At 34.9% G+C, this 22,623-nt stretch carries 21 protein-coding genes; 14 read left to right on the top strand and 7 right to left on the bottom strand.

All coding sequences use genetic code 11. The features are described from left to right. Positions 1-5: 5 nt before the first annotated feature. The 5 genes from AMD00_RS03855 (at position 6) to AMD00_RS24285 (ending at position 3,671) form a co-directional block, all read left to right on the top strand. The gene (locus tag AMD00_RS03855; RefSeq protein WP_157059167.1) at positions 6-203 is read left to right on the top strand and encodes a hypothetical protein; all 198 of its coding nucleotides are present in this window, start codon (positions 6-8) and stop codon (positions 201-203) included. An 88-nt stretch (positions 204-291) separates the two neighbouring features. Further along, positions 292-1,479 carry a CaiB/BaiF CoA transferase family protein gene (locus tag AMD00_RS03850; RefSeq protein ID WP_053415755.1) on the top strand — a complete coding sequence of 396 codons (1,188 nt, stop codon included), beginning with the start codon at positions 292-294 and terminating at the stop codon, positions 1,477-1,479. 5 nt (positions 1,480-1,484) lie between these two features. Then, a complete protein-coding gene (locus AMD00_RS03845; protein WP_157059215.1) occupies positions 1,485-2,336 on the top strand; it encodes a 3-hydroxyacyl-CoA dehydrogenase in 852 nt (283 codons plus the stop codon). A gap of 17 nt (positions 2,337-2,353) precedes the next feature. Beyond that, on the top strand, positions 2,354-3,502 hold the full coding sequence (locus tag AMD00_RS03840) for an acyl-CoA dehydrogenase family protein (protein ID WP_053415753.1): 1,149 nt from the start codon (positions 2,354-2,356) through the stop codon (positions 3,500-3,502). 25 nt (positions 3,503-3,527) lie between these two features. Then, positions 3,528-3,671 carry a winged helix-turn-helix transcriptional regulator gene (locus AMD00_RS24285; RefSeq protein WP_157059166.1) on the top strand — a complete coding sequence of 48 codons (144 nt, stop codon included), beginning with the start codon at positions 3,528-3,530 and terminating at the stop codon, positions 3,669-3,671. A gap of 98 nt (positions 3,672-3,769) precedes the next feature. On the opposite strand, the gene AMD00_RS23110 is transcribed toward AMD00_RS24285, so the two are convergent. The 3 genes from AMD00_RS23110 to AMD00_RS24375 all read right to left on the bottom strand — a co-directional run bounded on the left by AMD00_RS23110 (position 3,770) and on the right by AMD00_RS24375 (position 6,726). Next, positions 3,770-3,931 carry a hypothetical protein gene (locus AMD00_RS23110; RefSeq protein ID WP_157059165.1) on the bottom strand — a complete coding sequence of 54 codons (162 nt, stop codon included), beginning with the start codon at positions 3,929-3,931 and terminating at the stop codon, positions 3,770-3,772. Positions 3,932-4,231: 300 nt separating this feature from the next. Continuing rightward, complete coding sequence (locus AMD00_RS03835) at positions 4,232-5,626, bottom strand: MFS transporter (protein WP_083446094.1); 1,395 nt, start codon at positions 5,624-5,626, stop codon at positions 4,232-4,234. A gap of 314 nt (positions 5,627-5,940) precedes the next feature. Continuing rightward, positions 5,941-6,726: an IclR family transcriptional regulator gene (locus tag AMD00_RS24375; RefSeq protein WP_053415752.1), complete on the bottom strand. Its 786-nt coding sequence runs from the start codon at positions 6,724-6,726 to the stop codon at positions 5,941-5,943. Positions 6,727-6,955: 229 nt separating this feature from the next. On the opposite strand from AMD00_RS24375, the gene AMD00_RS03825 reads away from it, so the two are divergent. The 5 genes from AMD00_RS03825 to AMD00_RS23850 all read left to right on the top strand — a co-directional run bounded on the left by AMD00_RS03825 (position 6,956) and on the right by AMD00_RS23850 (position 13,097). Beyond that, the gene (locus AMD00_RS03825; protein ID WP_245639434.1) at positions 6,956-8,329 is read left to right on the top strand and encodes a lyase family protein; all 1,374 of its coding nucleotides are present in this window, start codon (positions 6,956-6,958) and stop codon (positions 8,327-8,329) included. 14 nt (positions 8,330-8,343) lie between these two features. After that, positions 8,344-9,867 carry an aldehyde dehydrogenase family protein gene (locus AMD00_RS03820; protein WP_053415750.1) on the top strand — a complete coding sequence of 508 codons (1,524 nt, stop codon included), beginning with the start codon at positions 8,344-8,346 and terminating at the stop codon, positions 9,865-9,867. Between the two features lie 28 nt (positions 9,868-9,895). Continuing rightward, on the top strand, positions 9,896-11,011 hold the full coding sequence (locus AMD00_RS03815; RefSeq protein ID WP_053415749.1) for a Zn-dependent alcohol dehydrogenase: 1,116 nt from the start codon (positions 9,896-9,898) through the stop codon (positions 11,009-11,011). Between the two features lie 107 nt (positions 11,012-11,118). Next, positions 11,119-12,540 (top strand): aspartate ammonia-lyase, encoded by a 1,422-nt coding sequence (locus AMD00_RS03810; RefSeq protein WP_053415748.1) that lies wholly within the window; start codon positions 11,119-11,121, stop codon positions 12,538-12,540. 314 nt (positions 12,541-12,854) lie between these two features. Beyond that, positions 12,855-13,097 carry a YjdJ family protein gene (locus AMD00_RS23850; RefSeq protein WP_245639433.1) on the top strand — a complete coding sequence of 81 codons (243 nt, stop codon included), beginning with the start codon at positions 12,855-12,857 and terminating at the stop codon, positions 13,095-13,097. Between the two features lie 347 nt (positions 13,098-13,444). Here the strand turns inward: AMD00_RS23850 and AMD00_RS03800 are convergent, their stop codons facing one another. Both AMD00_RS03800 and AMD00_RS03795 read right to left on the bottom strand, forming a co-directional pair. After that, positions 13,445-14,263, bottom strand: a complete 819-nt coding sequence (locus tag AMD00_RS03800) for a purine-nucleoside phosphorylase (RefSeq protein WP_053415747.1) — start codon at positions 14,261-14,263, stop codon at positions 13,445-13,447. 602 nt (positions 14,264-14,865) lie between these two features. Then, the gene (locus tag AMD00_RS03795) at positions 14,866-15,738 is read right to left on the bottom strand and encodes a helix-turn-helix transcriptional regulator (RefSeq protein WP_053415746.1); all 873 of its coding nucleotides are present in this window, start codon (positions 15,736-15,738) and stop codon (positions 14,866-14,868) included. Between the two features lie 166 nt (positions 15,739-15,904). Here AMD00_RS03795 and AMD00_RS03790 point away from each other — a divergent pair, with 166 nt between their 5' ends. From AMD00_RS03790 to AMD00_RS23445, 4 genes are all read left to right on the top strand, one after another. Beyond that, complete coding sequence (locus tag AMD00_RS03790) at positions 15,905-17,248, top strand: carbohydrate ABC transporter substrate-binding protein (RefSeq protein WP_053415745.1); 1,344 nt, start codon at positions 15,905-15,907, stop codon at positions 17,246-17,248. 76 nt (positions 17,249-17,324) lie between these two features. Beyond that, on the top strand, positions 17,325-18,215 hold the full coding sequence (locus AMD00_RS03785) for a carbohydrate ABC transporter permease (RefSeq protein WP_053415744.1): 891 nt from the start codon (positions 17,325-17,327) through the stop codon (positions 18,213-18,215). A gap of 15 nt (positions 18,216-18,230) precedes the next feature. Next, positions 18,231-19,112, top strand: coding sequence for a carbohydrate ABC transporter permease (locus AMD00_RS03780; protein WP_053415743.1), 882 nt, complete (start codon positions 18,231-18,233; stop codon positions 19,110-19,112). 62 nt (positions 19,113-19,174) lie between these two features. Next, on the top strand, positions 19,175-19,342 hold the full coding sequence (locus tag AMD00_RS23445; protein WP_169786306.1) for a DUF6903 family protein: 168 nt from the start codon (positions 19,175-19,177) through the stop codon (positions 19,340-19,342). A gap of 107 nt (positions 19,343-19,449) precedes the next feature. Here the strand turns inward: AMD00_RS23445 and AMD00_RS03775 are convergent, their stop codons facing one another. Next, on the bottom strand, positions 19,450-20,268 hold the full coding sequence (locus AMD00_RS03775; RefSeq protein ID WP_053415742.1) for a purine-nucleoside phosphorylase: 819 nt from the start codon (positions 20,266-20,268) through the stop codon (positions 19,450-19,452). 376 nt (positions 20,269-20,644) lie between these two features. Then, positions 20,645-21,958 (bottom strand): anaerobic C4-dicarboxylate transporter family protein, encoded by a 1,314-nt coding sequence (locus AMD00_RS03770; RefSeq protein WP_053415741.1) that lies wholly within the window; start codon positions 21,956-21,958, stop codon positions 20,645-20,647. Between the last annotated feature and the right edge of the window lie 665 nt (positions 21,959-22,623).

The following is a 22,623-nucleotide window of genomic DNA, read 5'->3' as shown; positions in this document are numbered from 1 at the left end:
AATAGATGGAGAATAGTACGTGCATGACTGCGATTATGGATTATTGTCTTTATATCATCATTGGACTAGGATTAGCCTCACGTGGTGTGGCCTACGCACTGTATGGAATTTTTCCGGTACTATTCATCCGAGAAAAAATGTATGAAACATTTGTAGAACAAATTCTGCAAGTATCTCATGAAAGAAAAACAATGAATAATTAGAATTTTGATTTTTTTGCAAATGTTGTTCCGTATATGATTTATATACGGAACTAATTGAAACATAAACAAAGACCAAGGAGGGTTTTGGATGGCAGGTCCATTAGAAGGTATAAAAGTATTAGAACTTTCGAGAACTCTTGCAGGTCCCTTTTGCAGCATGCAATTAGCTGATATGGGAGCGGAAATTATTAAGGTTGAACAGCCGGGCATTGGCGATGAAACCCGAAGTTATATTCCCCCTGAAATAAATGGAGAATCTACTTATTTTATGAGCCTAAATAAAAATAAAAAAGGCATTACTTTGAATCTCAAAACGGAAGAAGGACAACGTATTGTGAAACAGCTGGTAAAGAATTCGGATGTATTAATTGAAAATTTTCGAAACGGAACAATGGAGAAGTTTGGATTAGGGTATGACGTGCTCAAAGAAATCAACCCTCGGCTGGTCTATTGTGCGGTCAGCGGATTTGGCCGGACAGGTCCGATGAAAGATGAACCTGCTTATGATTTGCTCATGCAAGGATTCGGAGGATTGATGAGTGTTACCGGTGAGGAAGGAAGGACCCCAGTTAAGGTTGGCTTTTCAATCGTCGATTTGGCAACAGGCCTTTATGCATCACTTGGGGTTGTCCTTGCTCTGCTGGCTAGAGAAAAGACGGGAAAAGGCCAATTTGTGGAATCTTCTTTGTTGGATACCATCGTGTCGTTGTCTAATTATTTGGGGCAAGGTGTATTAGCAACAGGAAAAGTTCCTAGACGTTTAGGGTCTGCACATCCGACCCTTGTTCCCTACCAGGCGTTTGAAGCTAAAGACGGTTATGTCATCATTGCAGTACCAAATGATTGGCTCTGGAGAAAAATGTGTGATGCACTTGATCTTCATGATTTGAAGGATCATCCAAAATTTGCAGTAAACGTGAACCGCGTGGCAAACAGAGAAGAACTCGTAGGGATTCTTACGGAATATACGAAGAGTAAAGATTCTTCGGAAATTATTGAAAGGTTAAAGCACGCAGGTGTTCCAAGTGGACCGATCAATGACTTAGCTCAACTCTTGTCACATCCTCAGGTTCAATATCGGGAAATGATTCAAGAAGTGGAGCATCCAACGATTGGTATGTTGAAAATGCTGGGTATCCCGCTTAAGTTATCGGATACACCAGGATCTGTTCGAAAGGCACCTCCTATATTAGGTGAAAATACAAACGAAGTGTTAGCCAACCTCGGCTATAGTAGCGAAGATATTTCAAATTTTAAGGAAAAGGGGATTATTTAAGCATGATTAATCATATTGCTGTGATCGGCGGCGGTACGATGGGACGGGGAATAGCCTATACTGCTGCATTATCAGGGTTTGAAGTAACTTTACAAGATATATCTGAAGAAGCAACTGAAAAGGCAAGAGACACTATCGAAAACCTGTTAAATAAAAACGTGGCTAAAGGATACGTCGAAGTCGTACAGGCAGAAGAGGCAAAGAAAAATTTAAGTTATACCACTCAGTTGCAAGAAGCCGTTTGTAAAACTGACTTGGTCATCGAAGCGGCGTTGGAAATTATGGAGCTGAAAATCAATATCTTCAAGCAATTAGATGAGTTTGTACCAGCTCACGCTATCTTGGCTACAAACACATCAACGATGAGTCCATCTGAAATTGCGGCATCCACCAAAAGACCTGATCAATGTCTAGCAATGCACTTCTTTAACCCGGTACATCGTATGAAATTAATCGAGATCATTCGAGGATTGGATACATCTGATTCTACGGTAGAAATAGTAAAACAAGTGGCAGAAAAGATGGGGAAAGAAACAATCGAAGTCAATGAGTTTCCAGGTTTTGTAACAAGCCGAATGAATTGTCTAATTGGAAATGAAGCTATGAACATGTTAATGGAAGGAGTAGCATCTGTCGAAGACATCGATAAAGCCCTCAAGCTCGGTTTAAATCATCCGATGGGGCCGCTTGAATTGGCGGATCTTGTAGGATTGGATAGCCGTTTGCGAAATATGGAATATTTGTATCACCATTTAGGAGAAAAATACCGTCCATCGCCGATTCTTGTGAAATATGTGAAAGCAGGACGTTTAGGAAGAAAATCAGGTCGCGGATTTTACAATCACAATAATAAATAGGAAGGAATGTGGATTTAATGGATTTTAAATTACCTGAAGATATCGAATTTTTAAAACAAAGTATTAGAGATTTTGTTGATAACGAAGTTGATCCTCTTGCTATGGAGATTGAAGAGAAGGATGAAATCCCTGAGAAGATCATGAACATGTCTATGGAAATGGGATTATTTGGATTAAGTATCCCGGAAGAATACGGCGGAGTGGGAATCGGAATGGTTGGTAAGTGTGCGATTTACGAGGAATTAGGCAGAACTCATAATGGGTATACCACTGTCATAGGAGCCCATACAGGGATCGGTTCTGTTGGAATCGTAGAGATGGGAAATAGTGAGCAAAAGAAGAAATATTTGCCACCCATGGCAAGAGGGGAAATGATCGGTGCTTTTGCTTTGACTGAACCTAGTGCAGGTTCACATGCAACGAACCTGAAAACTACCGCGGTAAGAAAAGGAGATAAATATATCTTAAATGGGAGTAAACATTACATTACCAATGCACCCATTGCGGATATTTTTACGGTTATGGCAGTAACAGATCCTTCTAAAGGGGCAAAAGGAATTACCTCCTTTATCGTAGAGAAAGACTTTCCCGGGTTCACAGTTGGGAAAAAAGAAAAGAAAATGGGTCTGCACGGATCCCATTCCGCAGAAATTTTCTTTGAAGATTGTGAAGTACCTGTAGAAAATGTGCTCGGTCAAGAGGGCCAAGGGTATGTCAACGCTTTGAAAATTCTTGCCAATGGCCGGGCGGGGCTTGCAGCAAGAAATCTGGGTTCTTGCGATAAACTTTTAGAGATGTCTATACAGCATGCAAATACGAGAATTCAGTTTGGTAAACCGATTTTTGAACAACAAATTATTCAACATTATTTGGCTGATATGGCTCTTGATATAGAAGCATTGAGGAGTATGACTTACCGAGTTGCGTGGATGGTAGACCAAGAGATGAAGGTCATTAAGGAAGCAGCCATGGTAAAACTGCTCGGTTCTGAGGTTTATAATCGTGTAGCAGATAAAGCTGTCCAGATTCACGGAGGAATTGGTTATATTGCTGAATACCCTGTTGAACGATTCTATCGGGATGCAAGAATAACGAAGATTTATGAAGGAACATCCGAAATTCAGAAAAATATTATTGCAGCGCAGTTAAAACACGAATATCTTTAAATTTAAAAATTTGAAGAATAGGGATATGTCAGAATATGAATATTTTTCTATAAGTCTTGCTGATATTTGTAAGGGTGTAAATATCAATAAAAGTACTTGCCATCGTATACTTAAAGTTCTTGAAAACCATAACTTAAAAAACAATACAGCCTTGGCTCTTACCCTGTAGTGCTTGGTGCAAGGGCGACTTAATTCATTGACTATCTTGAACTTTTCAAACCTCACCTAATGGATCTATGTGAAGAAACGCAACAAACGGTTGTATTGTTAGAACCGGTCGCCAATGACAGCTGGTTGTTGTTGTAAATGTGGTTTCTTATGAGATGGAGCGCCCATTATTTGATTATCAGACTCCATAGGATCGAAAATTGTATCATCATTATTTAATGTACTTGATTCACTTTGAATAATTTGATTGTTTTCTTCCATAAAATTACCTCCCTATAAAGGTCGAAAAAACAACACTTTAATTATATAGGATATTAATACCTATTAATATTTATTATCCCTAAAGAAGATAAGTATTAATTTAAAGCATAGTTCTGTAGCGAATGATTTCGGAGAGAGCATTTAAAAGGAAAATTAGTTGGAGATTAAGTATGAGTTTTATTGCGAATTGCAATTGTTATTTCAAATTACTGTTTGAGTGTTTTACAATAAAAAACTTACAGAAGAGAATAAGGATTTTCCTCTGTAAGTATAAAAAATTTGTTTTAATAAGAATTTTCGTTAGTTTTTTCTTCCATTATTACTTGCTTCACTAAGTGTTAGTGATTTAGTTTCAGGTGCCCAAGCGATGGAGACGATTGCTCCAATAACAAGCACTGCTGTAAGACAAAGCATCGTATATTGAATGCCAATGCCTGCAATTCCCAAAGGAAGTAAGAATGTTCCGATTGCTGAACCAAGTCTACTCATTGAAGTTGCAAGTCCAACACCTGAAGAGCGGATTTCTGTTGGGAAGCTCTCTGCAGGAAATACACCAACTAAGTTACTGACAGCAGACATGATTAAGGTGAATACGGCAAAAGATATAATCATTAATACTGTAGCACTGCTAGGTAAAAGACTTAGAAGGCCAAGAGTCACTATTAGTACTATAAAAGAGCTGATCAAAAATCCTCGACGAGAATACTTTACTGTAAAGAAGATACCTAAAACAGCACCTACAATTAGAAGTCCATTTAATAGGAAATCTGTCCCGTATCCTTCATTCATTCCGATTGCTTCAAGAATGTTAGGCAAGAAAGTGTAAATTGCAAAATAGGGGATAACGAGACAAACGAAGAAAATACAATTAAAAGCAGTTCGTTTTCTCATACTTTTACTAAATAAAGTTTTAAAGCTGCCATTTGTTTGCACAGGTGATTCATCGTCTAGTACTATATTCGGCCCAACATGTTTCTTGACGATTTCTCTTGCTTCATCTACTCGACCTTTACTAATCAACCATCTAGGAGATTCAGGTGTACCTATACGTAATATTAAAATAATTACAGCTGGTATTGCTGATGATGCTAACATCCATTTCCATGCATCCGGAGATGTATTAATGGCAAAAATACCGATCAAGTTTGCCGCTACATAACCAAATGTCCATATTACGCTGAACGAACCTAATAATACACCACGATGTTTACGAGGAGAAAATTCAGCTAGCATAGTATGTCCTACGCTATAATCACCGCCAAGTCCAATCCCGATCAATATTCTACATAAAACTAGTTCTGTAGGAGTATCTGCGAAAAATTGTAAAACTGAGGCTATGGTGATAATGGTAAAACTAAAGACGAATATTTTTTGCCTTCCAATATAGTCAGATATCCAGCCTAAAATCAAACTGCCTAGAAAAAGACCAATTAGTGCAGAGCTTCCTATTAAACCAACCCAAAATGGCGATAATCCCATTTGAGGTGTCATTAATGTAAGGGCAAATCCGATAATTCCTAGTATATATCCATCTGTAAAATGTGCCCCAAACGTAAGTCCAGCTATTTTAATATGGAATCTGTTTAATGGAGCATCATCTAATTTAATGGTATTGGCACTGTTATTAAGTTTTACATTTTCATTTAATTTAAGTGTACTGTCACTGCCATTACGAGTTACATTTTTATTTACCATGGAATCTCCTCCTGATCGATACTATTAACCATGGAGGGTTAATAGTAGAGTGAAAAGTGCTGTATGAAGCGCATTATAGAGGAAAGCGTTTTCATTTAAAACAATAGTTGTTCGTAATATGAACATTGTGTCCATTATGTGAATGTTCTTTAATTATAAGTGGGTGTTTGTTTATCTGTCAAACTTTTTTAAAGAGTTTGACAGATACTTGATTCAATAGATTGGAGTATTACGTAAAAAAAGAACGTTGTTGGCATTTCTCGAAAAATGCTAACAACGTTCTTTTGTATATGACTATTTTTGGATAAGGCAGCTCAATCTAACTGGGCTTCAATTTGTTTTGCAGCTTCTAACATTCGGTCGCTAAGGAGTAAAAGATCGTCCTTAGTAAGTCGGAAACTTGGTCCGCCTAACGTTATAAAAGCTACTAAATTCTTTTTCCGGTCAAAGATAGGAGCAGAAATTGCATTTTCATTTTCATCAAGTTCTCCGATAGAAGTTCCAATTTTTTGAGTATAAGTCTTCTCAAGTTCTTTTCGAAGTTCTTCAGGATCTGTAATTGTGTATTTAGAAAAAGGTTCAAGAGTTTGCTCTAATATTATATCCAACTCCTTTTTAGGCAGCAAACTTAATAAAATTTTCCCGTTAGATGTGCAATGTAATGGTGAAATAGTATGAGAATAGTCTACTAATCTAACACTATGGTCGGTATCTATTTGGTCAATAGTAAGAATCCCATCTTGCTTAGGAACACTTAGTAAAACAGTTTCTCCAACTTCATCTTTTAATTCTTCTAGTATTTTGCGGGCTCTACGTACAAGAGAATCATATGGATTATTTTGTGAAGTTAATTGAAATAGGGAATATCCAAGTTGATAACCTTTTGAAATAGGTTCCTTCTCTACAAAGCCTTGATTTTCAAGGGTACCAATCAAACGCCAGACCGTTGTACGGTTCAGCTCAACTTGTTTAGCTAAATCACCTACAGAAATAGGAGAAGGACTCTCCCCTATAAACTTTAATATTAATAATGCACGTTCGACAGCCTGTACAGAAGAACTCTCTTTGTTACTCGTTTGTTTTAAATTATTATTTTCCATATTTTTATTATAGCTTAAGAGAATAAAAGAATGTCAATCATTTCACTTAATAAAAATATAAAAAGCAAGTTAATAATTTTTTATCGAAAAATAAGAAAATTAAAAAATTCCCATTGACTGTTAAAATTACTGGTCATATAATAGCAATAAGTTCTCTATGTGAACTAGTTGTTCGTAATGTGAACAAAAACAATGGGATTCAAATAGAATAGAGGCTATATGAATTTCATTGCATAGCAGTAAAAGTAGTAATGTAGGAGGGATTTCAATCAGTCAGATAAATGAGCTTGAAATGCGGACAGAGAGAGATTACTTCGGCAAAGTTGATATTCCAAAAAATGCTTTATACGGTATTCAAACTATGAGAACCGTTCAAAATCTTTCTTTCTCAGGTCAATTATTAAAAAATTACCCTGAATATATTGAGTCGTTAGCAATGGTGAAAAAAGCAGCTGCATTAGCAAATTTAGAGTCTGGTGATTTATCGCCATCTATGAGTAATGCAATAGTGGATGCTTGTAATCAATTGATTCAAGGGAATTATCACGATCACTTTATTGTAGATATTCTACATGGAGGTGGCGGTATTGGTACAAATATGAATGTGAATGAAGTGTTAACTAATTTAGCCAATGAATACTTGGGTGGTACTATAGGCGAATATAAGCCAGTTCATCCAATCGATCATGTAAACGCTTCCCAATCTACTTCGGATGTATGTCATACATCAATTAGACTGGCAATTGTACGATGTTTTGAACAATTGGATCATGAATTAACCGAAATGTACTACGTCTTAGAAAGAAAATCACATCAATTTATGAATGTCACAACGATTTCTAGGACTTGTTTACAGGATGCGATGCGAATACAGCTAGGAGAAGTTTTTAGTGGTTATGCATCGGTTGTCAAAAGACGACACCACTCTTTAAAAGACTCAGTTAACTCATTACTCACAGTGAATCTTGGAGCGACAGTTATTGGAAATGGTGTTGGAGCTTCTGAGAGATATAAAGAAGTAGTCATAGAGAAATTGCAAGATGTAACGAATATGAAAGTAACAAAACGAAACAATTTATACGATGCAGCACAAAATATAGATGATTTGGCTCAAACGTCCAAGCAATTAAGTTTATTGGCAACGACTCTCATCAAAGTTGCTAAGGATTTAAGATTACTTTCTTCTGGGCCAGAAGCAGGATTTTCAGAAATCAGTTTGCCATCTGTTCAGGCTGGTTCATCCTTTTTCCCCGGAAAAGTGAATCCAGTTATCCCTGAAACGATGATTCAAAGTTGTTTTCAAGTGCTTGGATGTGATCGAGTTGTTCAAGCGGCATTAGAACATGGGGAACTTGACTTAAATATTTTTGAAGGAATGGCCGGCGCTAATATACTGAATGGTATTAATATGCTAAAGAACTCTACAAATTCTTTTACAGAGCGATGTCTAAAAGATATAGCATCTAATAATGAAAGATGTATAGAACTTTCAAATACATTTATTCCAGTTATAACAGAATTGAAAGAGCAATTAGGGTATTCAGCCGTTTCAAAACTAATGAAAGAACATGATCGCGAATATATAAAAAATTTATTGAAATGATGGAGGTATGAATCATGACACTAGAAATTAAACATTTTGAAGGAATCGAACAACCAAAATTAGAGTGGGCTCATGAATGGCTTAAAACTACTAAAAAGCTTTATATTAACGGCGAATGGGTAGAAAGCTCAGGTAACAACGTAGTTGAATCAATTAATCCGGCAAATGGAGAAAGATTAGGCGATTTTCAATGTGCAGAAAAGCAAGACGTTGATAAAGCAATTGAAGCTGCAAGAGCATCTCTAGAAAAAGGTTCATGGAAAGAAATGAGTCGTAAAGACAGAGGAAAAGCATTACATAAAATTAGTGTACTTATTCGTGAGCATCAAGCTGAACTTGCGACATTAGAAGCACTTGATAACGGGAAATTGTATTCAGAAGCGTATAACGATGACGTACAAGAAGCAGCTGATTTATTTGAATATTATGCTGGATGGACTGACAAGTATTATGGAGAGAATAATCCAGTAGAAGGGAATTTCCTAAGTGTCACAACGAGAGATCCAATTGGAGTATGTGGACAAATTGTACCATTTAACTTCCCAATTCAAATGGCTGTGTTAAAACTATCACCTGCTTTGTCGATGGGAAACACAGTGATTTTAAAACCTGCTGATAAAACATCGTTTTCTGTTATTCGATTGTTTGAAATTATTGACGAAGCAGGAGTTTTACCAAAAGGTGTTATTAACTTAATTCTTGGTAAAGGTAGAGAAGTAGGCTCGTATATAAGTAAGCATATGGATATTGATAAACTATCATTTACTGGTAGTACCAATGTCGGAAAGCAATTAATACGTGACTCAGCAGATAGCAATTTAAAACCAGTAACATTAGAACTTGGAGGTAAATCACCGAACATTATCTTTAGTGATACGGCTGATTTAGACGCTGCAATTGAACGTTCTTTCTACGGATTATTTACGCATAAGGGCGAAAAGTGTTCTGCACCAACTCGCTTATTCGCACAACGTGAAATTTATAATGAAGTTGTAGAGAAAATTGCTAAATACGCTAAAAACTACAAATGTGGTGATCCATTCGATCCAGCAAGTGATCAAGGTGCACAGGTATCTAAAGAGCATATGGAGTCCATTATAAATTACATTGAGAGTGGTAAAGAGCAAGGTGCAAGAATCGTTGCCGGTGGAGAACGAGATTTGACAGGAACAAATGCAAAAGGGTATTTTGTTCAACCGACTATTTTCGCTGATGTTGATAACAAGATGAAAATTGCGCAGGAAGAAATTTTTGGTCCTGTTTTATGTATCATTCCGTTCGAAACTGAAGAGGAAGTAATCGAAAAAGCCAATGATACAATTTATGGTCTTGGAGCAGGTTTGTGGACAGGAGATACTTCACGTGCTCATCGTGTAGCAAATCAACTTGATGCAGGTATGGTATTTGTAAATAGATATGGTTGTTATGATTTTGCTAGTCCATTTGGTGGAGTGAAGCAAAGTGGATGGGGTAAAGAGTATGCTATCCATTCATTACAAGCATTTACAAAAACAAGAGCAATTTGGTTCGCATATTAAAAATTAAACAAGAAGAGGGAATAATACAATGAAAATTAAAGCAGCTATCATGACTGAAGTCGGCAAACCATTATCAATTGAACAAGTAGAGCTTAGTGAACCAAAATCGAATGAAGTTCTTGTGAAAATCAAAGCTACAGGCGTTTGCCATAGTGATTTAAATGCTTTAAATGATGATACAACACCAACACCAACTATTCTTGGCCATGAAGGTTCAGGAATCGTTGAAGCAGTTGGTTCGAGTGTAACAAGTGTTAAAGTAGGTGATAAAGTAGCACTTAGTTGGGTTCCTTATTGCGGGACTTGTGAGTTTTGCGTAACTGGTGCAGTACATTTATGTGAGTCGGCATTTGGTCCAATGTTTGATGGAACATTACTGGATGGTACTTCAAGACTAAGCCAAGATGGAAAACAAGTATACCATAACTCTTTATTATCTACTTTTGCAGAATATGCAGTTGTTCCTGAAATGTCATGTATAAAACTACCTGATGAAATGCCTTTAGCACAAGCGTCTTTAATTGGATGTGGAGTAGCAACTGGTTATGGTGCAGCAGTTAACGCAGCTGGTGTAACAGCAGGTTCTACAGTGGCCATTTTTGGAATTGGTGGAGTAGGTGTAAATGCAATTCAAGGAGCGTATATAGCAGGAGCGTCTAAAATTATTGCTTGTGATGTTAAACCAGCTAATCTGGAAATTGCCAAACAATTTGGCGCAACACATACAATTAATTCAGCTGAAGTCAATGTAGAAGAGGCTTTAAAAGAACTGACAAATGGTTTGGGTGTTCATTTCGCAATTGATTGTTCAGGTCATACTATAGCTACTGAAAGTGCTTGGAAAGGTACAAGAAAAGGCGGTACGGTCGTTGTAGTTGGCGCATTTAATCCTGAAAAAACTTTGAATCTACCAGCTGGTGGATTTCATAGAGTAGGGAAAGTATTAAAAGGAAGTTTTTATGGAGATACACAACCATTCCGTGATTTCCCTATGATTGCACAAATGTATTTAGATGGTAAATTCAAATTAGATGAATTAGTGCTAGATCGTATCGAATTAGATAACATCAATCAAGCTTTTGACTCTTTCCATGATTGCAGTTGTGTCAATGTTGGTAGAGCAGTTATTGAGTTTAACGACTAAATTTCAAATTGATTGACTTAATAGTAAAGGGTGTTTAAATTGTAGTTTTTATTCAATTTAGATACCCTTCTTTTTATATTAACATTGACTAAAAGGAGTGATTCAAGATGCGTATTGAGGAAGATTTAATTGGTAAAATGGCAATTGATCAAGATGTCTATTATGGTATACAAACAGTTCGAGCTTGCCAAAACTTCTCGATTTCTGGACGTACGATAGAATTATATCCTCATTTAATTAAGGCTATGGCGTATATTAAAAAAGCCGCAGCGATGTCTAATTATAGTGTAGGAGCTCTTGATGAAAAGAAGAAGGATGCCATTTGCCAAGCAACTGACGATGTATTAAATGGGCAGATGAAAGATCAATTCCCAGTTGACATATATCAAGCTGGTGGTGGAGTTTCTATTAATATGAATATAAACGAAGTAATTGCCAATCGAGCAAATGAATTACTTACTGGTCATAAAGGATACGATTGTATACATCCAAATGAACACGTTAACATGTCGCAATCAACAAATGATGTGCTTCCAAGTGCAATGAAAATGGCTTGTTATTTCTATATAGAAGACTTACTAATTAGTTTGAACAATATTGAACGTACATTGGCAAATAAAACAGATGAATTTTCGAATGTTGTAAAAATAGCAAGAACATGTCTTCAAGATGCAGTACCAATTACTCTAGGTCAACAATTTAGCGGCTACCATTCTTTTATCAGAAGACAAATTGAAGATATTAAAAAACTTCAAAAGGAATGTCTCTCTATAGTAATAGGAGCAACAGCAGTGGGTACTGGTATTGGTGCAGCTGCAGGATATATAGATAAGATGTACGAGTATTTACCAGTCGTTTCTAGTCTATCCATTTACAAAGAAGAGAACTTTTTTGATGGACTTCAAAATGCAGATATTTACATAAAATTTTCGGCTTATTTAAAAGGTTTATCTAGTGGGTTATCGAAATTATCCAATGATTTAAGATTACTTTCATCGGGTCCAAGGGCAGGATTTGCAGAAATTATTTTACCAGCAGTACAACCTGGCTCGTCAATTATGCCAGGAAAGATCAATCCATGTATGCCTGAAATGGTGATGCAAGTTTGTTTTGATGTATATGGTAATGACCAAGCAATTACCTTTGCCGTAGACAGGGGAGAATTAGATTTAAACATATGGGAACCAATTATTTTAAAAAATCTTTTTGAATCTTTTTCACTGTTAACGAATGCGATCACTTTATTTACAGAAAAATGTCTAGATGGAATAAAAGCAAATAAAACAATTTGCATGAATAATGCAGAAAAATCATTATCTTTATCTGTCATTATTTCTTCTCTATTCGGTTATAAAGTAGCAAATGAAGTAGTAGTAAAAGCTTTTGAAAAGAGTTTAACTATAAAAGAAGTAGCTATTGATATGGGGCTACTAAATGAAGAAGATGCATCGAAGTTTTTAAATCCCGAAAACTTAACAGATTTTATGAAAATGCAAGATTTACTAAATTCAAAGGGTAATCATTTTTAAAGCGATTAAAGCTTAGTAATTCATATTTAAAGAAGTTAGATAAAATCCCCTACCTTTATTGTTTTAATAGGGAGCGGTGATTTTTTCTTTATGGAATTTATATTAATAATTCTTAAAGAGATTGTGAATTAATGTTCCATTGTTAATTTGGTTTATTTTTTGATTTAAAGAGAAAGATTTAATCAATAAGCAGGAGTTATTTTTTGTGAATTGCGAATGGAAAATAAAATAAAATTTGGAACTTATATTTACAATGGTCGTTATAATTTTAAGGTGGAATTTCAAATAAATACGGATTTGAGGGTGATCTCGGTTTGCTAAGGTTTTTCATTCAGTTTGTTACAGTTTTTTTATTATTCATCTTTTCTACTTTTTTTGCGTGGTATGAAGGTAGTACAAACCTTGATAACCCATGGGAATGGGGGTATTCAACACCATTTTCTCAATTGCTAAATGGAGAAGTACATAGTGCTAGCGATGTATCACAACTTGACTACTTTATATATGCAGCTAAATTTCAACCCACTTTTACAGTTTTTATGGTAATAAGCAGTTAATATTTGCTAATTCTTATTGGGTATTATTCCTTCAAGAAAAAGTATAAATGGTTTGCTTATTATCTATTCTTTTTAGGTGGGGGATTATCTTTACTTAGTTATATTATTTATCATTCCACTACATTAGGTGGAGAAATTCTTTACTGTATTTGTTTAGTGAGTAGTGTTCTGTGCATAGCAGCTGCCACGATATCTTACTTTCAGATTTTTAATCGTAACTCGAATGATATTACAAACCTACATTAATCTATTTATTTTTTTACAACATAGTAATTGTTATTTTCCTATAAAAAACACCCCAATCGTTAGTTTATGTCTAACAACTGGGGTGAAGTTCTTTTTCATTATTACATTTCTTCTAAAACACCTTTAATTAGATCAACGAATTGAGTTCTAACTCTACTCGCTACTTCAATTACTTCATCATGATTTAATGGCTGATCTAAAATTCCACAAGCCATATTTGTTAAGCAAGAAATGCCAAGTACTTTCATATTTCCATGAATGGCTACAATAGCTTCTGGAACGGTTGACATACCTACAGCATCTGCTCCTAATGTACGAATCATGCGAATTTCAGCTGGAGTTTCGTAAGCTGGTCCACTCCACCAAGCATAAACACCTTCTTGTAAACTAATGTTTTGTTCTGTAGCTACTTTAGAAGCAATATTACGTAAATTACGATTATATACTTCAGAAACATCAGGGAAACGAGTACCCAATTCATCATTATTTGGACCAATTAATGGATTTGTACTAACCAAATTTATATGATCAGTAATTAACATTAGATCTTCAGGATTAAAGCTTGTATTAACAGCACCACATGCATTAGTAATAATTAGCTCCTCAACACCTAACGCTTTCATTACACGTACTGGAAAAGTTACCTCATCTAAAGTAAAGCCCTCATAATAATGGAAACGTCCTTTCATAGCTACTACTGTTTTTCCTTTTAATTCTCCAATTACTAATTCGTTTGCATGTCCAATTGCTCCAGACTTTGCAAAGTTAGGAATTTCACTATAAGGAATTTTGAAAGGGTTTTCAATTTCATCTGCAAGAGTTCCTAAACCAGACCCTAAAATCAGTCCAATCGTAGGGCGATAATCTGTCTTATTCATAATGAAATCTCTAGTTTCTAAAATATCTTGTAATTTGTGCATCAGTAATTCCTCCTAAAATAAAAAACCTAAACGATACTTAGTATCAAATTGCTATTAGACAAAATGTTTAAGTATATATGTTTTATGTAAAAATAATAATTTATTCTTACACTGCATCAATAGAATTCTAAATGATTTTATAGCTATTGTAAATAGAGTGAAATTTGGAATGTAAAAACTACACTGGACAACTTTTAAAAAGAGGCTGTTATTTAAATTCAGTCGGAGTCAGATTTCCAACCGTTTGAACTTAGTGTAGCCGATACCGATAAAATGTCATTTCACATAAAACCATATGAGATCAAAACATTTCTAATTGATTTGAAGAATGAATAACAGAAGTTGAATGGAATTTTTTTAGAGAATGTAGAAAGCCTAACTTTCTTCAAAACTGAGGGAGAGAATCTTGAAAAACCTGTAGTAAATACATACAAAAAAATACTACCAAAAGGCCAGGTGTAAACTATGGCCACTGGTAGTATTTTGAATTTTCAGTTATTAATACGTATATAGAATAGAACGGCTAGGATTTCAAAATCAAAACTACATATTTTTTTAATCTAAATAAATACAATTAATTTTTACTACTACTTTATAATCTCCTACTTTTCTATTATAGATTGTATAACATTTGAACTGTTTTTCTTAGAGCTTTTGATTTTCCTATATTGTGATGGAGATAATTTCGTAACTCGTTTAAAAGATTGAGAAAAAAATGACTGTGATGAAAAGCCTGTAATTGTTGATATGTCAGATATCGAATAGTTTGTTGTTTCTAACAATATTTTACTTTCTCTGATACGAGTTTGGATTAAATATTCAATAGGAGAGATACCAACTGATTTTTTGAATGAATGTGCCAAATAGTATTTATTGATATGAATAATTTCTGCTAACGTATCTAGGTTTATGGCTTCACGGAAATGTTGCTTTATATAATTTTTAATGAAAACCAAATTTTTACTCATGATTTGAGTTGAGGTTTCTTCTAAAGTGAATGCTTTTTTTCTCATAATTTTCAGCAATAAAATCTCTAAAATATTATGTGCTATTAGTTCGTAACCTTCGTGTTGTTTCTCTACTTCTTCTATCAATTGATGAAGATAAAAGAGATAGGATTCTTGTTCTTGTTTGTAATTGCAAAAAGTGACCTGTAAGTTTGAATCATCTGGAGATGTGAATGCGAGTCCTTGGATTCCGAGTGCAATGTATTCAAGTGGGAGATCAGTTGTCGATTTTTCGGTATGCTCTACGTGTGGATTGACGACAATCAAATCATGTTCTGTTACATGTACTTCCTTATTCGAAAAGATAAAAGTTCCTTTACCTTTAAGTATGTACAAAATTTCTGTGAAGTGATGGGTATGAGTAATGCTGTGCCAATCTTTATCATATTTCGATTTTGTTACATAAAGAAGCTTTACTTGGAAATGATCTCTATGCGATTGTGGTACTTCATAAATATCATTTGACATATAAACACCTCCTAGTATAAACACCTATCCATAGTATAGTTTTTTTAGTAAAACTTGGCAATGAAAAGCAAGATATCTAAAAAACTGAACAAGATGTATATTGTGAAAGCGTTTTTAATTTTCGTATACTTTATATATGGTGGAAAATGGGGAAGGGGAGAAAAAAATGAAAAAGAAAGCTTTGCTAGCAGGTACGATAGCATTATTATCGATTGTTTTAATGGCTTGTCAAGACAAAGATAATGCGGAGGTCAGTTCAAATGGCGGCGAAACAACTAAAGTGAAACAAACGCTTCATGTGGCAGCGCTAGAATCGGCTTATGGCAAAGATATGTGGTCTAAAATTATCGACGAGTATCAAACTGAAAATCCTGATGTAAAAGTGGAATTGACTGCAGATAAAAATTTGGAAGATGTTATTAGCCCGAATATGAAAGCTGGAAATTATCCAGATGTGATTTTGTTGGCTACAGGTAGAAAGTTAGCTCTTACAGAAAACTTAATTAAAGATAAAGCGTTAGAAGACATTACAGATGTACTTGATAAAAACGTTTATGGGGAAGATGTAACTATTAAAGATAAGTTAATTCCAGGCTTTACAGATACACTTGCTACAAATCCTTTTAATGACGGTAAAACGTATTTAGCGCCGATGTTCTACAGTCCTACTGGATTATTCTATAATGCAAATTTATTAAAAGAAAAAGGCTGGGAAGTACCTACTACTTGGGATGAAATGTGGGCATTAGGTGATAAAGCGAAAGCAGACGGAATCTCTTTGTTTACATATCCAACTACTGGATACTTTGATGCATTCGTCTATTCGTTACTTTTAGAGGTAGGTGGTCCTGACTTCTATAATAAAGCGATGAGTTATGAAGATGGTATTTGGGAAACTCCAGAAGCAACAAAAATGTTCGAAATAATCGGAAAATTAGGAAAATATACAGAACCTACGACTGTTGCGAATGCAAATGATAAAGATTTTAAAAAGAATCAACAATTAATTTTAGATAACAAAGCGCTTTTTATGCCAAATGGTACTTGGATTGTTGGGGAAATGGCTGATGCACCAAGAGCTGATGGATTTGAATGGGGCATGACTGCGTTACCTGCAATTGAAACAGGAGGCGATCGATATGCGTTTACATTCTTTGAGCAAATATGGGTACCTTCTGCTGCTAAAAATAAAGATGCAGCAAAAGACTTTTTAACATTTGTTTATTCTGATAAAGCTTCATCTATTTTTGCGGAAGCTGGAGCGGTTCAACCAATTAAAGGGAATTCTGAAAAACTAACTGGCGACAATAAGCTTTTCTATAGTATCTATGATAACGGAGCAAAAGCAGGAATGGGTGGTTTTGCAGCAACAGATGCGGTTGAAGGTGTTAGTATAGCTGATACATTATTCAGAAGTATCGACAGTATTGTTTCAGGTGACAAAACGGTAAAAGAATGGCAAAAAAATGTTGAAAAAGTAAGCGATCAATTACGACCAGCATTAAAATAAACGAACACTATTTTACTAAGATATAACGGTGAATGATTTTCCTCACCGTTATATTTAATTTGTAGAGGTGAAGATATTGAAAAAGACAACAGAAAAAAGGATATTCATTTTTGTTTGTACGACGCCGGCCCTACTCTTGTTAACACTATTTATGATTGTGCCTACGATTGAAGTATTTCGGATGTCTTTGTATAAATGGGGAGGATTTTCAAATAATCAAGTATTTGTTGGTTTAAATAACTTTAAAATATTATGGAATGATATGAACTTCATTCGCTCTCTCCAAAACAGCATATTATTGATTGTAGTAGTAACACTTATCACGATAGTACTTGCCATACTTTTTTCAACATTATTAACAAGAGAAAATGTAAAAGGTGGAAATTTCTTTAGGGTTATTTTCTATATTCCTAATATATTATCAATCGTGGTTATTGCTGGGATATTTTCGGCGATTTATGATCCAACATCAGGTTTATTGAATAATTTTCTTTCTGTATTTAACATTGAAAGTTTACAAAAAATGTGGCTTGGAGACCAAAAAATTGCGATATACAGTATTAGTGGAGCACTCGTATGGCAAGCTGTCGGCTATTATATGGTTATGTATATGTCTAGTATGGCCAATATTCCAGAAAGTTTTTACGAAGCTTCATCTTTAGAAGGAGCAGGACGTATTACACAATTTTTTAGTATCACTTTGCCGTTGATTTGGAACAACATTCGTACAACATTAACGTTTTTTATTGTCAGCACCATAAACTTAAGTTTTCTACTTGTACAAGCAATGACTGGCGGAGGGCCAGATGGTTCGACAGAGGTATTTTTAAGTTACATGTATAAGCAGGCTTACACAAATTCCTCTTATGGTTATGGTATGGCTATTGGAGTAGTAATCTTCTTATTCTCATTCGCATTATCAGCTATTATTAACCAAATCACCAAAAGGGAAGTGCTTGAGTACTAAGGAGGACCTAGAAAGATGAAAAAACAAAAGAAAATGAGCGTAGAGAAACTTTATCGATTGTTTATTTATGTAGCGTTACTTACGTTAGCTATTACGATTATCATTCCTGTTGCTTGGGTTTTCATAGCCTCGATAAAAGAAAAATCAGAATTTTACACGAGCCCTTGGGACATGCCGAAAGGTTTCTATTTTCAAAACTTCATAGACGCTTTCGAAAAAGCAAATATGGGCACGTATATGTTAAATTCTATCATGGTTACGGCCTTAGCAATTCTAATTTTATTAGTTGTTGCCTTACCGGCGGCTTATGTATTGGCTAGATATACATTTAAAGGTAGTAAAATTTTAAATACTCTATTTAAAGCGGGATTATTTATTAATGTGAACTATATTGTAGTGCCAATATTTTTAATGTTACTGGATGCGGATATGGTCATACGTGGAAGATTTGGTGATGGTTTTTTATTAGATAATTTGTTTGTTTTAGCTTTAGTGTACGCTTCAACGGCATTGCCTTTTACTATATATTTATTGTCTAGTTACTTCCAAACGTTACCATCGACATATGAAGAAGCTGCTTGGGTCGATGGTGCCGGATACTTTAAAACGATGTACAAAATTATGATTCCCATGGCAAGACCTAGTATTGTAGCTGTTATCTTATTCAATTTCCTTTCATTTTGGAATGAATATATAATTGCACTTACATTGATACCTGGTCCGAATAAAACGTTGCCTGTAGGGCTTATGAACTTAATGGCTGCTCAAAAATCAGCTACAAATTATGGACAAATGTATGCCGGAATGGTTCTCGTTATGTTACCAACATTAATTTTGTACATTTTGGTTCAAAAGAAATTGACCCAAGGAATGGCTCTTGGCGGATCGAAGGAATAGAGGATGAATATGAAAAAGAATAATGAGTGCGTTACACTTCCGGATAAAGGAGTTTTTCTATTATGAAACGTAATTTCCTAATTACCTTACGAATTGTCATATTCATCACTTGTTTGGCTTTGATAATTGTAGGCCAAAAAACAACTGGCAAATTCGAATTGGGCATAATGCTAGTAGGATTAGCTGGTCTATTGGGACTCCTTTACAGCTACAATCGAAAATTCATATAAAAATCGATTAAAGCCAGAGGAGTATTCGTTAAATAATTTATAAAAACCCCCCATTCGTTAGTTTTGTCTAACAATGGGGGGAGTTCACTTTAATTCTTAGCTTTCTATTACATTTCTTTTAAAATACCCTTAACTAATCCAACAAATTGTTCTCTAACTTTAGCAGCCACTTCAATTACTTCATCATGAGTTAATGGCTGATCTAAAATTCCGCATGCCATATTTGTCATGCAGGAAATGCCAAGTACTTTCATGTTTCCATGAATAGCTACAATTGCTTCTGGAACTGTTGACATACCAGCAGCATCTGCACCTAATGTACGCATCATACGGATTTCAGCAGGAGTTTCGTAAGCTGGGCCACTCGACCAAGCATAAACACCTTCTTGTAAACTAAAGTTTTGTTCTTTAGCAACTTTAGAAGCAATATTACGTAGTTCTAGATTATAAACCTGAGAAGTGTCAGGGAAACGAGTTCCCAATTCATCATTATTTGGTCCAATTAATGGATTTGTACCTACCAAATTAATATGATCAGTAATTAACATTAAATCTCCAGGGCTAAAGCTTGTATTTATAGCTCCTGCAGCATTAGTAACGATTAAATTCTCTACACCTAACGCTTTCATTACACGTACTGGGAAAGTTACTTCAGCTAATGAAAAGCCCTCATAATAATGGAAACGACCTTTCATAGCTACAACTGTCTTTCCTTGTAATTCACCAATTATTAGTTCGTTTGCATGGCCAATTGCTTCAGATTTTGCAAAGTGAGGAATTTCACTATAAGGAATTTTGACGGATTTTTCAATTTCATCAGCAAGAGTTCCTAAACCTGAGCCCAAAATCAGTCCAATCGTAGGACGATAATCTGTTTTACTCATAATGAAATCTCTAGTTTCTAAAATATCTTGTAATTTATGCATTCAATAAATCCTCCTTAAATGAAAAAATCGTTTCTTAATATTAAGTTGTTAATAGACCAAATGTTAATGAATGCTTTCCTTAAAAGAATGTGGCTCTTCATAACATTTAATCAATAGAATATTAATTGATTTTTTAGCTAGTGTAAATAGAGTGAAAAAGGTTTACACAATATGGACAAATTTTATGAGGAATGCTCTTTAAATACAGTCGACGTAAGGTATCCAAGTGTTTCAACTTAGTGTGGCCAATCGCTTATTACTTATTCAACTAAAGTGTGGTTTTGGAGATTTAATAACAAGATACACTTGATATAATAAACAAATAATCACGAGGAAATCGCTCAAAGAATAAAAAGCTGCATTTTAAATAAAGTATCTATAGTAATACAGAACTTAGTATTATACCAATTATAATTGCAGAGATTGTTGAAACTAAACCAGGGACCATAAAGCTATGGTTTAGAATATATTTTCCGATTCGAGTTGTTCCGGTACGATCAAAGTTAATGGCTGCCACAACTGTCGGATAGTTTGGAATGAAGAAGTAACCATTAACTGCTGGGAACATGGCAATTAATAATGCTGGATTAATACCAAGCGTTACACCAAGAGGCATTAGTGTTCGAACGGTTGCTGCTTGGCTGTATAGTAAAATAGAAAGTACAAATAATGCAATAGCAAATAACCATGGAGCTGCTGTGACTAGGCCAGAAATCGAACTGTTAATAAGTTCAGCATTACCATTGAAGAAAGTATCACCCATCCACGCGATACCAAAAATAGCTACAACTGCTGATGCTCCGGCTTTAAACACACTACCTGAAACAATTTCGTCAACATTTGCTTTACAACCAATAATAATTAAAGCAGCAATTGTCAGCATAACGATTTCAATGGTAACAGGCATAGACAAAGGTGTAAATACGCCGTCAATATCCCAACCTGGACGTAATTTTTCAAATGAACCTAGAGCAACGATTAAAACAGCTGCAAGTAAGAATAATACAACGGAAAGTTTTGAAGCATTAGTTGGATGGAATGCTTTTTTATCTTGTTTAATTGAAGCTAAGCCTTCTTCTAAGCGTTTCAAATAAATTGGATCTTCTGGCAGCTCTTTACCTTTTCTACTAACAACAAAAGCAGCTATCATACAACCTATAAAGGTAGAAGGTATAGTAATCATTAAAATATCTAGTAAAGTAATTTGGAAATCAGCTAATAAAGCTAATAATGCTACAGTCGCTGCTGAAATAGGACTAGCAGTAATTGCTTGCTGTGATGCTATTACTGCGATTGACATTGGCCTTTCAGGACGTACACCTGATTCTCGGGATACTTCGGCAATAACCGGTAAAACCGAGTATGCTACGTGTCCAGTTCCTGCACAAAAAGTAAAAACGTAAGTAACGATAGGAGCGATAAATGTAATCCATTTAGGATTTTTTCTTAATGCTTTCTCCGCAATATGAACGAGATATTCCATACCTCCAGCGGCTTGAAGAGCTCCTGCAGCAGTGATTACGGATAAAATCATCAGCATAACATCAATAGGTGCGGAAGTAGGTTCTAGCCCGAAAAGAAATACAAAGATTGCTAATCCAACACCACCCATTACTCCGAGACCAAGTCCACCTATCCTAGCACCAATAAAGATACAGATTAACAAAATCAAAAATTGCACCCAGAACATATTAGTTTCCTCCAATTACAAATGGTCATTTTATTACGATAAGTTTTTGATATGTAAACCTTGTTTACATCCTTTGTCGAATGATTCACAAATAGACATTTTATCAATAATAGCCATGAATAGAACATTTAGTTTCATGAATGATATTGTAGGATTCTTTCGTAAATCATTTTTCATACTACGTAATAAACGACAAAAAACGATAAAAAAAGACATGATTTATTATTAAAGACAAAAAATTGTCAAAAATAAAAAGTGTTTTATCAGAATAATTAAATACATATAATGATGATGATGATTTTACGCTTCCATTGTGAACGTGATAGAGATAAGGATGAATTGGGATTCAAAACGGATGCGTATAAGCCTTGGCACACCGTTTTTTTAGTTTGGTTAAAAATACGTAAACCTATTCCTCAAGTAAAGGGACAGTTTATTTGAAGAAGTACTGTTATAATTTGGATATGGTTGTTAGGTGGAAGAATATTCAAGGTGATGAGAGGGATTTTAATGAATAAAAAATGGGCCTATTAAGTTTATTAGGGTTATTGTTATTTTTGTTCGGTATTTACATTTCACAATTCACATTTTTGGCATGGTGATTGGTATTGGTGGAGGTTGTGTGGGGGTTAGTGCAATCAAATTATTTAAATAGGTATTGAAAA

This window comes from Viridibacillus arvi (genome assembly GCF_001274945.1).
GTDB lineage: Bacteria > Bacillota > Bacilli > Bacillales_A > Planococcaceae > Viridibacillus > Viridibacillus arvi.
Note: the sequence above shows the minus strand (reverse complement) of the source record. Positions and strands in the feature narration are given on the sequence as shown.

Coding starts and splice junctions, on each gene's coding strand:
- AMD00_RS03855 (WP_157059167.1), top strand. CDS start 6: ATGGAGAATAGTACGTGCATGACTGCGATTATGGATTATTGTCTTTAT.
- AMD00_RS03850 (WP_053415755.1), top strand. CDS start 292: ATGGCAGGTCCATTAGAAGGTATAAAAGTATTAGAACTTTCGAGAACT.
- AMD00_RS03840 (WP_053415753.1), top strand. CDS start 2,354: ATGGATTTTAAATTACCTGAAGATATCGAATTTTTAAAACAAAGTATT.
- AMD00_RS24285 (WP_157059166.1), top strand. CDS start 3,528: ATGTCAGAATATGAATATTTTTCTATAAGTCTTGCTGATATTTGTAAG.
- AMD00_RS23110 (WP_157059165.1), bottom strand. CDS start 3,931: ATGGAAGAAAACAATCAAATTATTCAAAGTGAATCAAGTACATTAAAT.
- AMD00_RS03835 (WP_083446094.1), bottom strand. CDS start 5,626: ATGGTAAATAAAAATGTAACTCGTAATGGCAGTGACAGTACACTTAAA.
- AMD00_RS24375 (WP_053415752.1), bottom strand. CDS start 6,726: ATGGAAAATAATAATTTAAAACAAACGAGTAACAAAGAGAGTTCTTCT.
- AMD00_RS03820 (WP_053415750.1), top strand. CDS start 8,344: ATGACACTAGAAATTAAACATTTTGAAGGAATCGAACAACCAAAATTA.
- AMD00_RS03815 (WP_053415749.1), top strand. CDS start 9,896: ATGAAAATTAAAGCAGCTATCATGACTGAAGTCGGCAAACCATTATCA.
- AMD00_RS03810 (WP_053415748.1), top strand. CDS start 11,119: ATGCGTATTGAGGAAGATTTAATTGGTAAAATGGCAATTGATCAAGAT.
- AMD00_RS03800 (WP_053415747.1), bottom strand. CDS start 14,263: ATGCACAAATTACAAGATATTTTAGAAACTAGAGATTTCATTATGAAT.
- AMD00_RS03795 (WP_053415746.1), bottom strand. CDS start 15,738: ATGTCAAATGATATTTATGAAGTACCACAATCGCATAGAGATCATTTC.
- AMD00_RS03790 (WP_053415745.1), top strand. CDS start 15,905: ATGAAAAAGAAAGCTTTGCTAGCAGGTACGATAGCATTATTATCGATT.
- AMD00_RS03780 (WP_053415743.1), top strand. CDS start 18,231: ATGAAAAAACAAAAGAAAATGAGCGTAGAGAAACTTTATCGATTGTTT.
- AMD00_RS23445 (WP_169786306.1), top strand. CDS start 19,175: ATGAAACGTAATTTCCTAATTACCTTACGAATTGTCATATTCATCACT.
- AMD00_RS03775 (WP_053415742.1), bottom strand. CDS start 20,268: ATGCATAAATTACAAGATATTTTAGAAACTAGAGATTTCATTATGAGT.
- AMD00_RS03770 (WP_053415741.1), bottom strand. CDS start 21,958: ATGTTCTGGGTGCAATTTTTGATTTTGTTAATCTGTATCTTTATTGGT.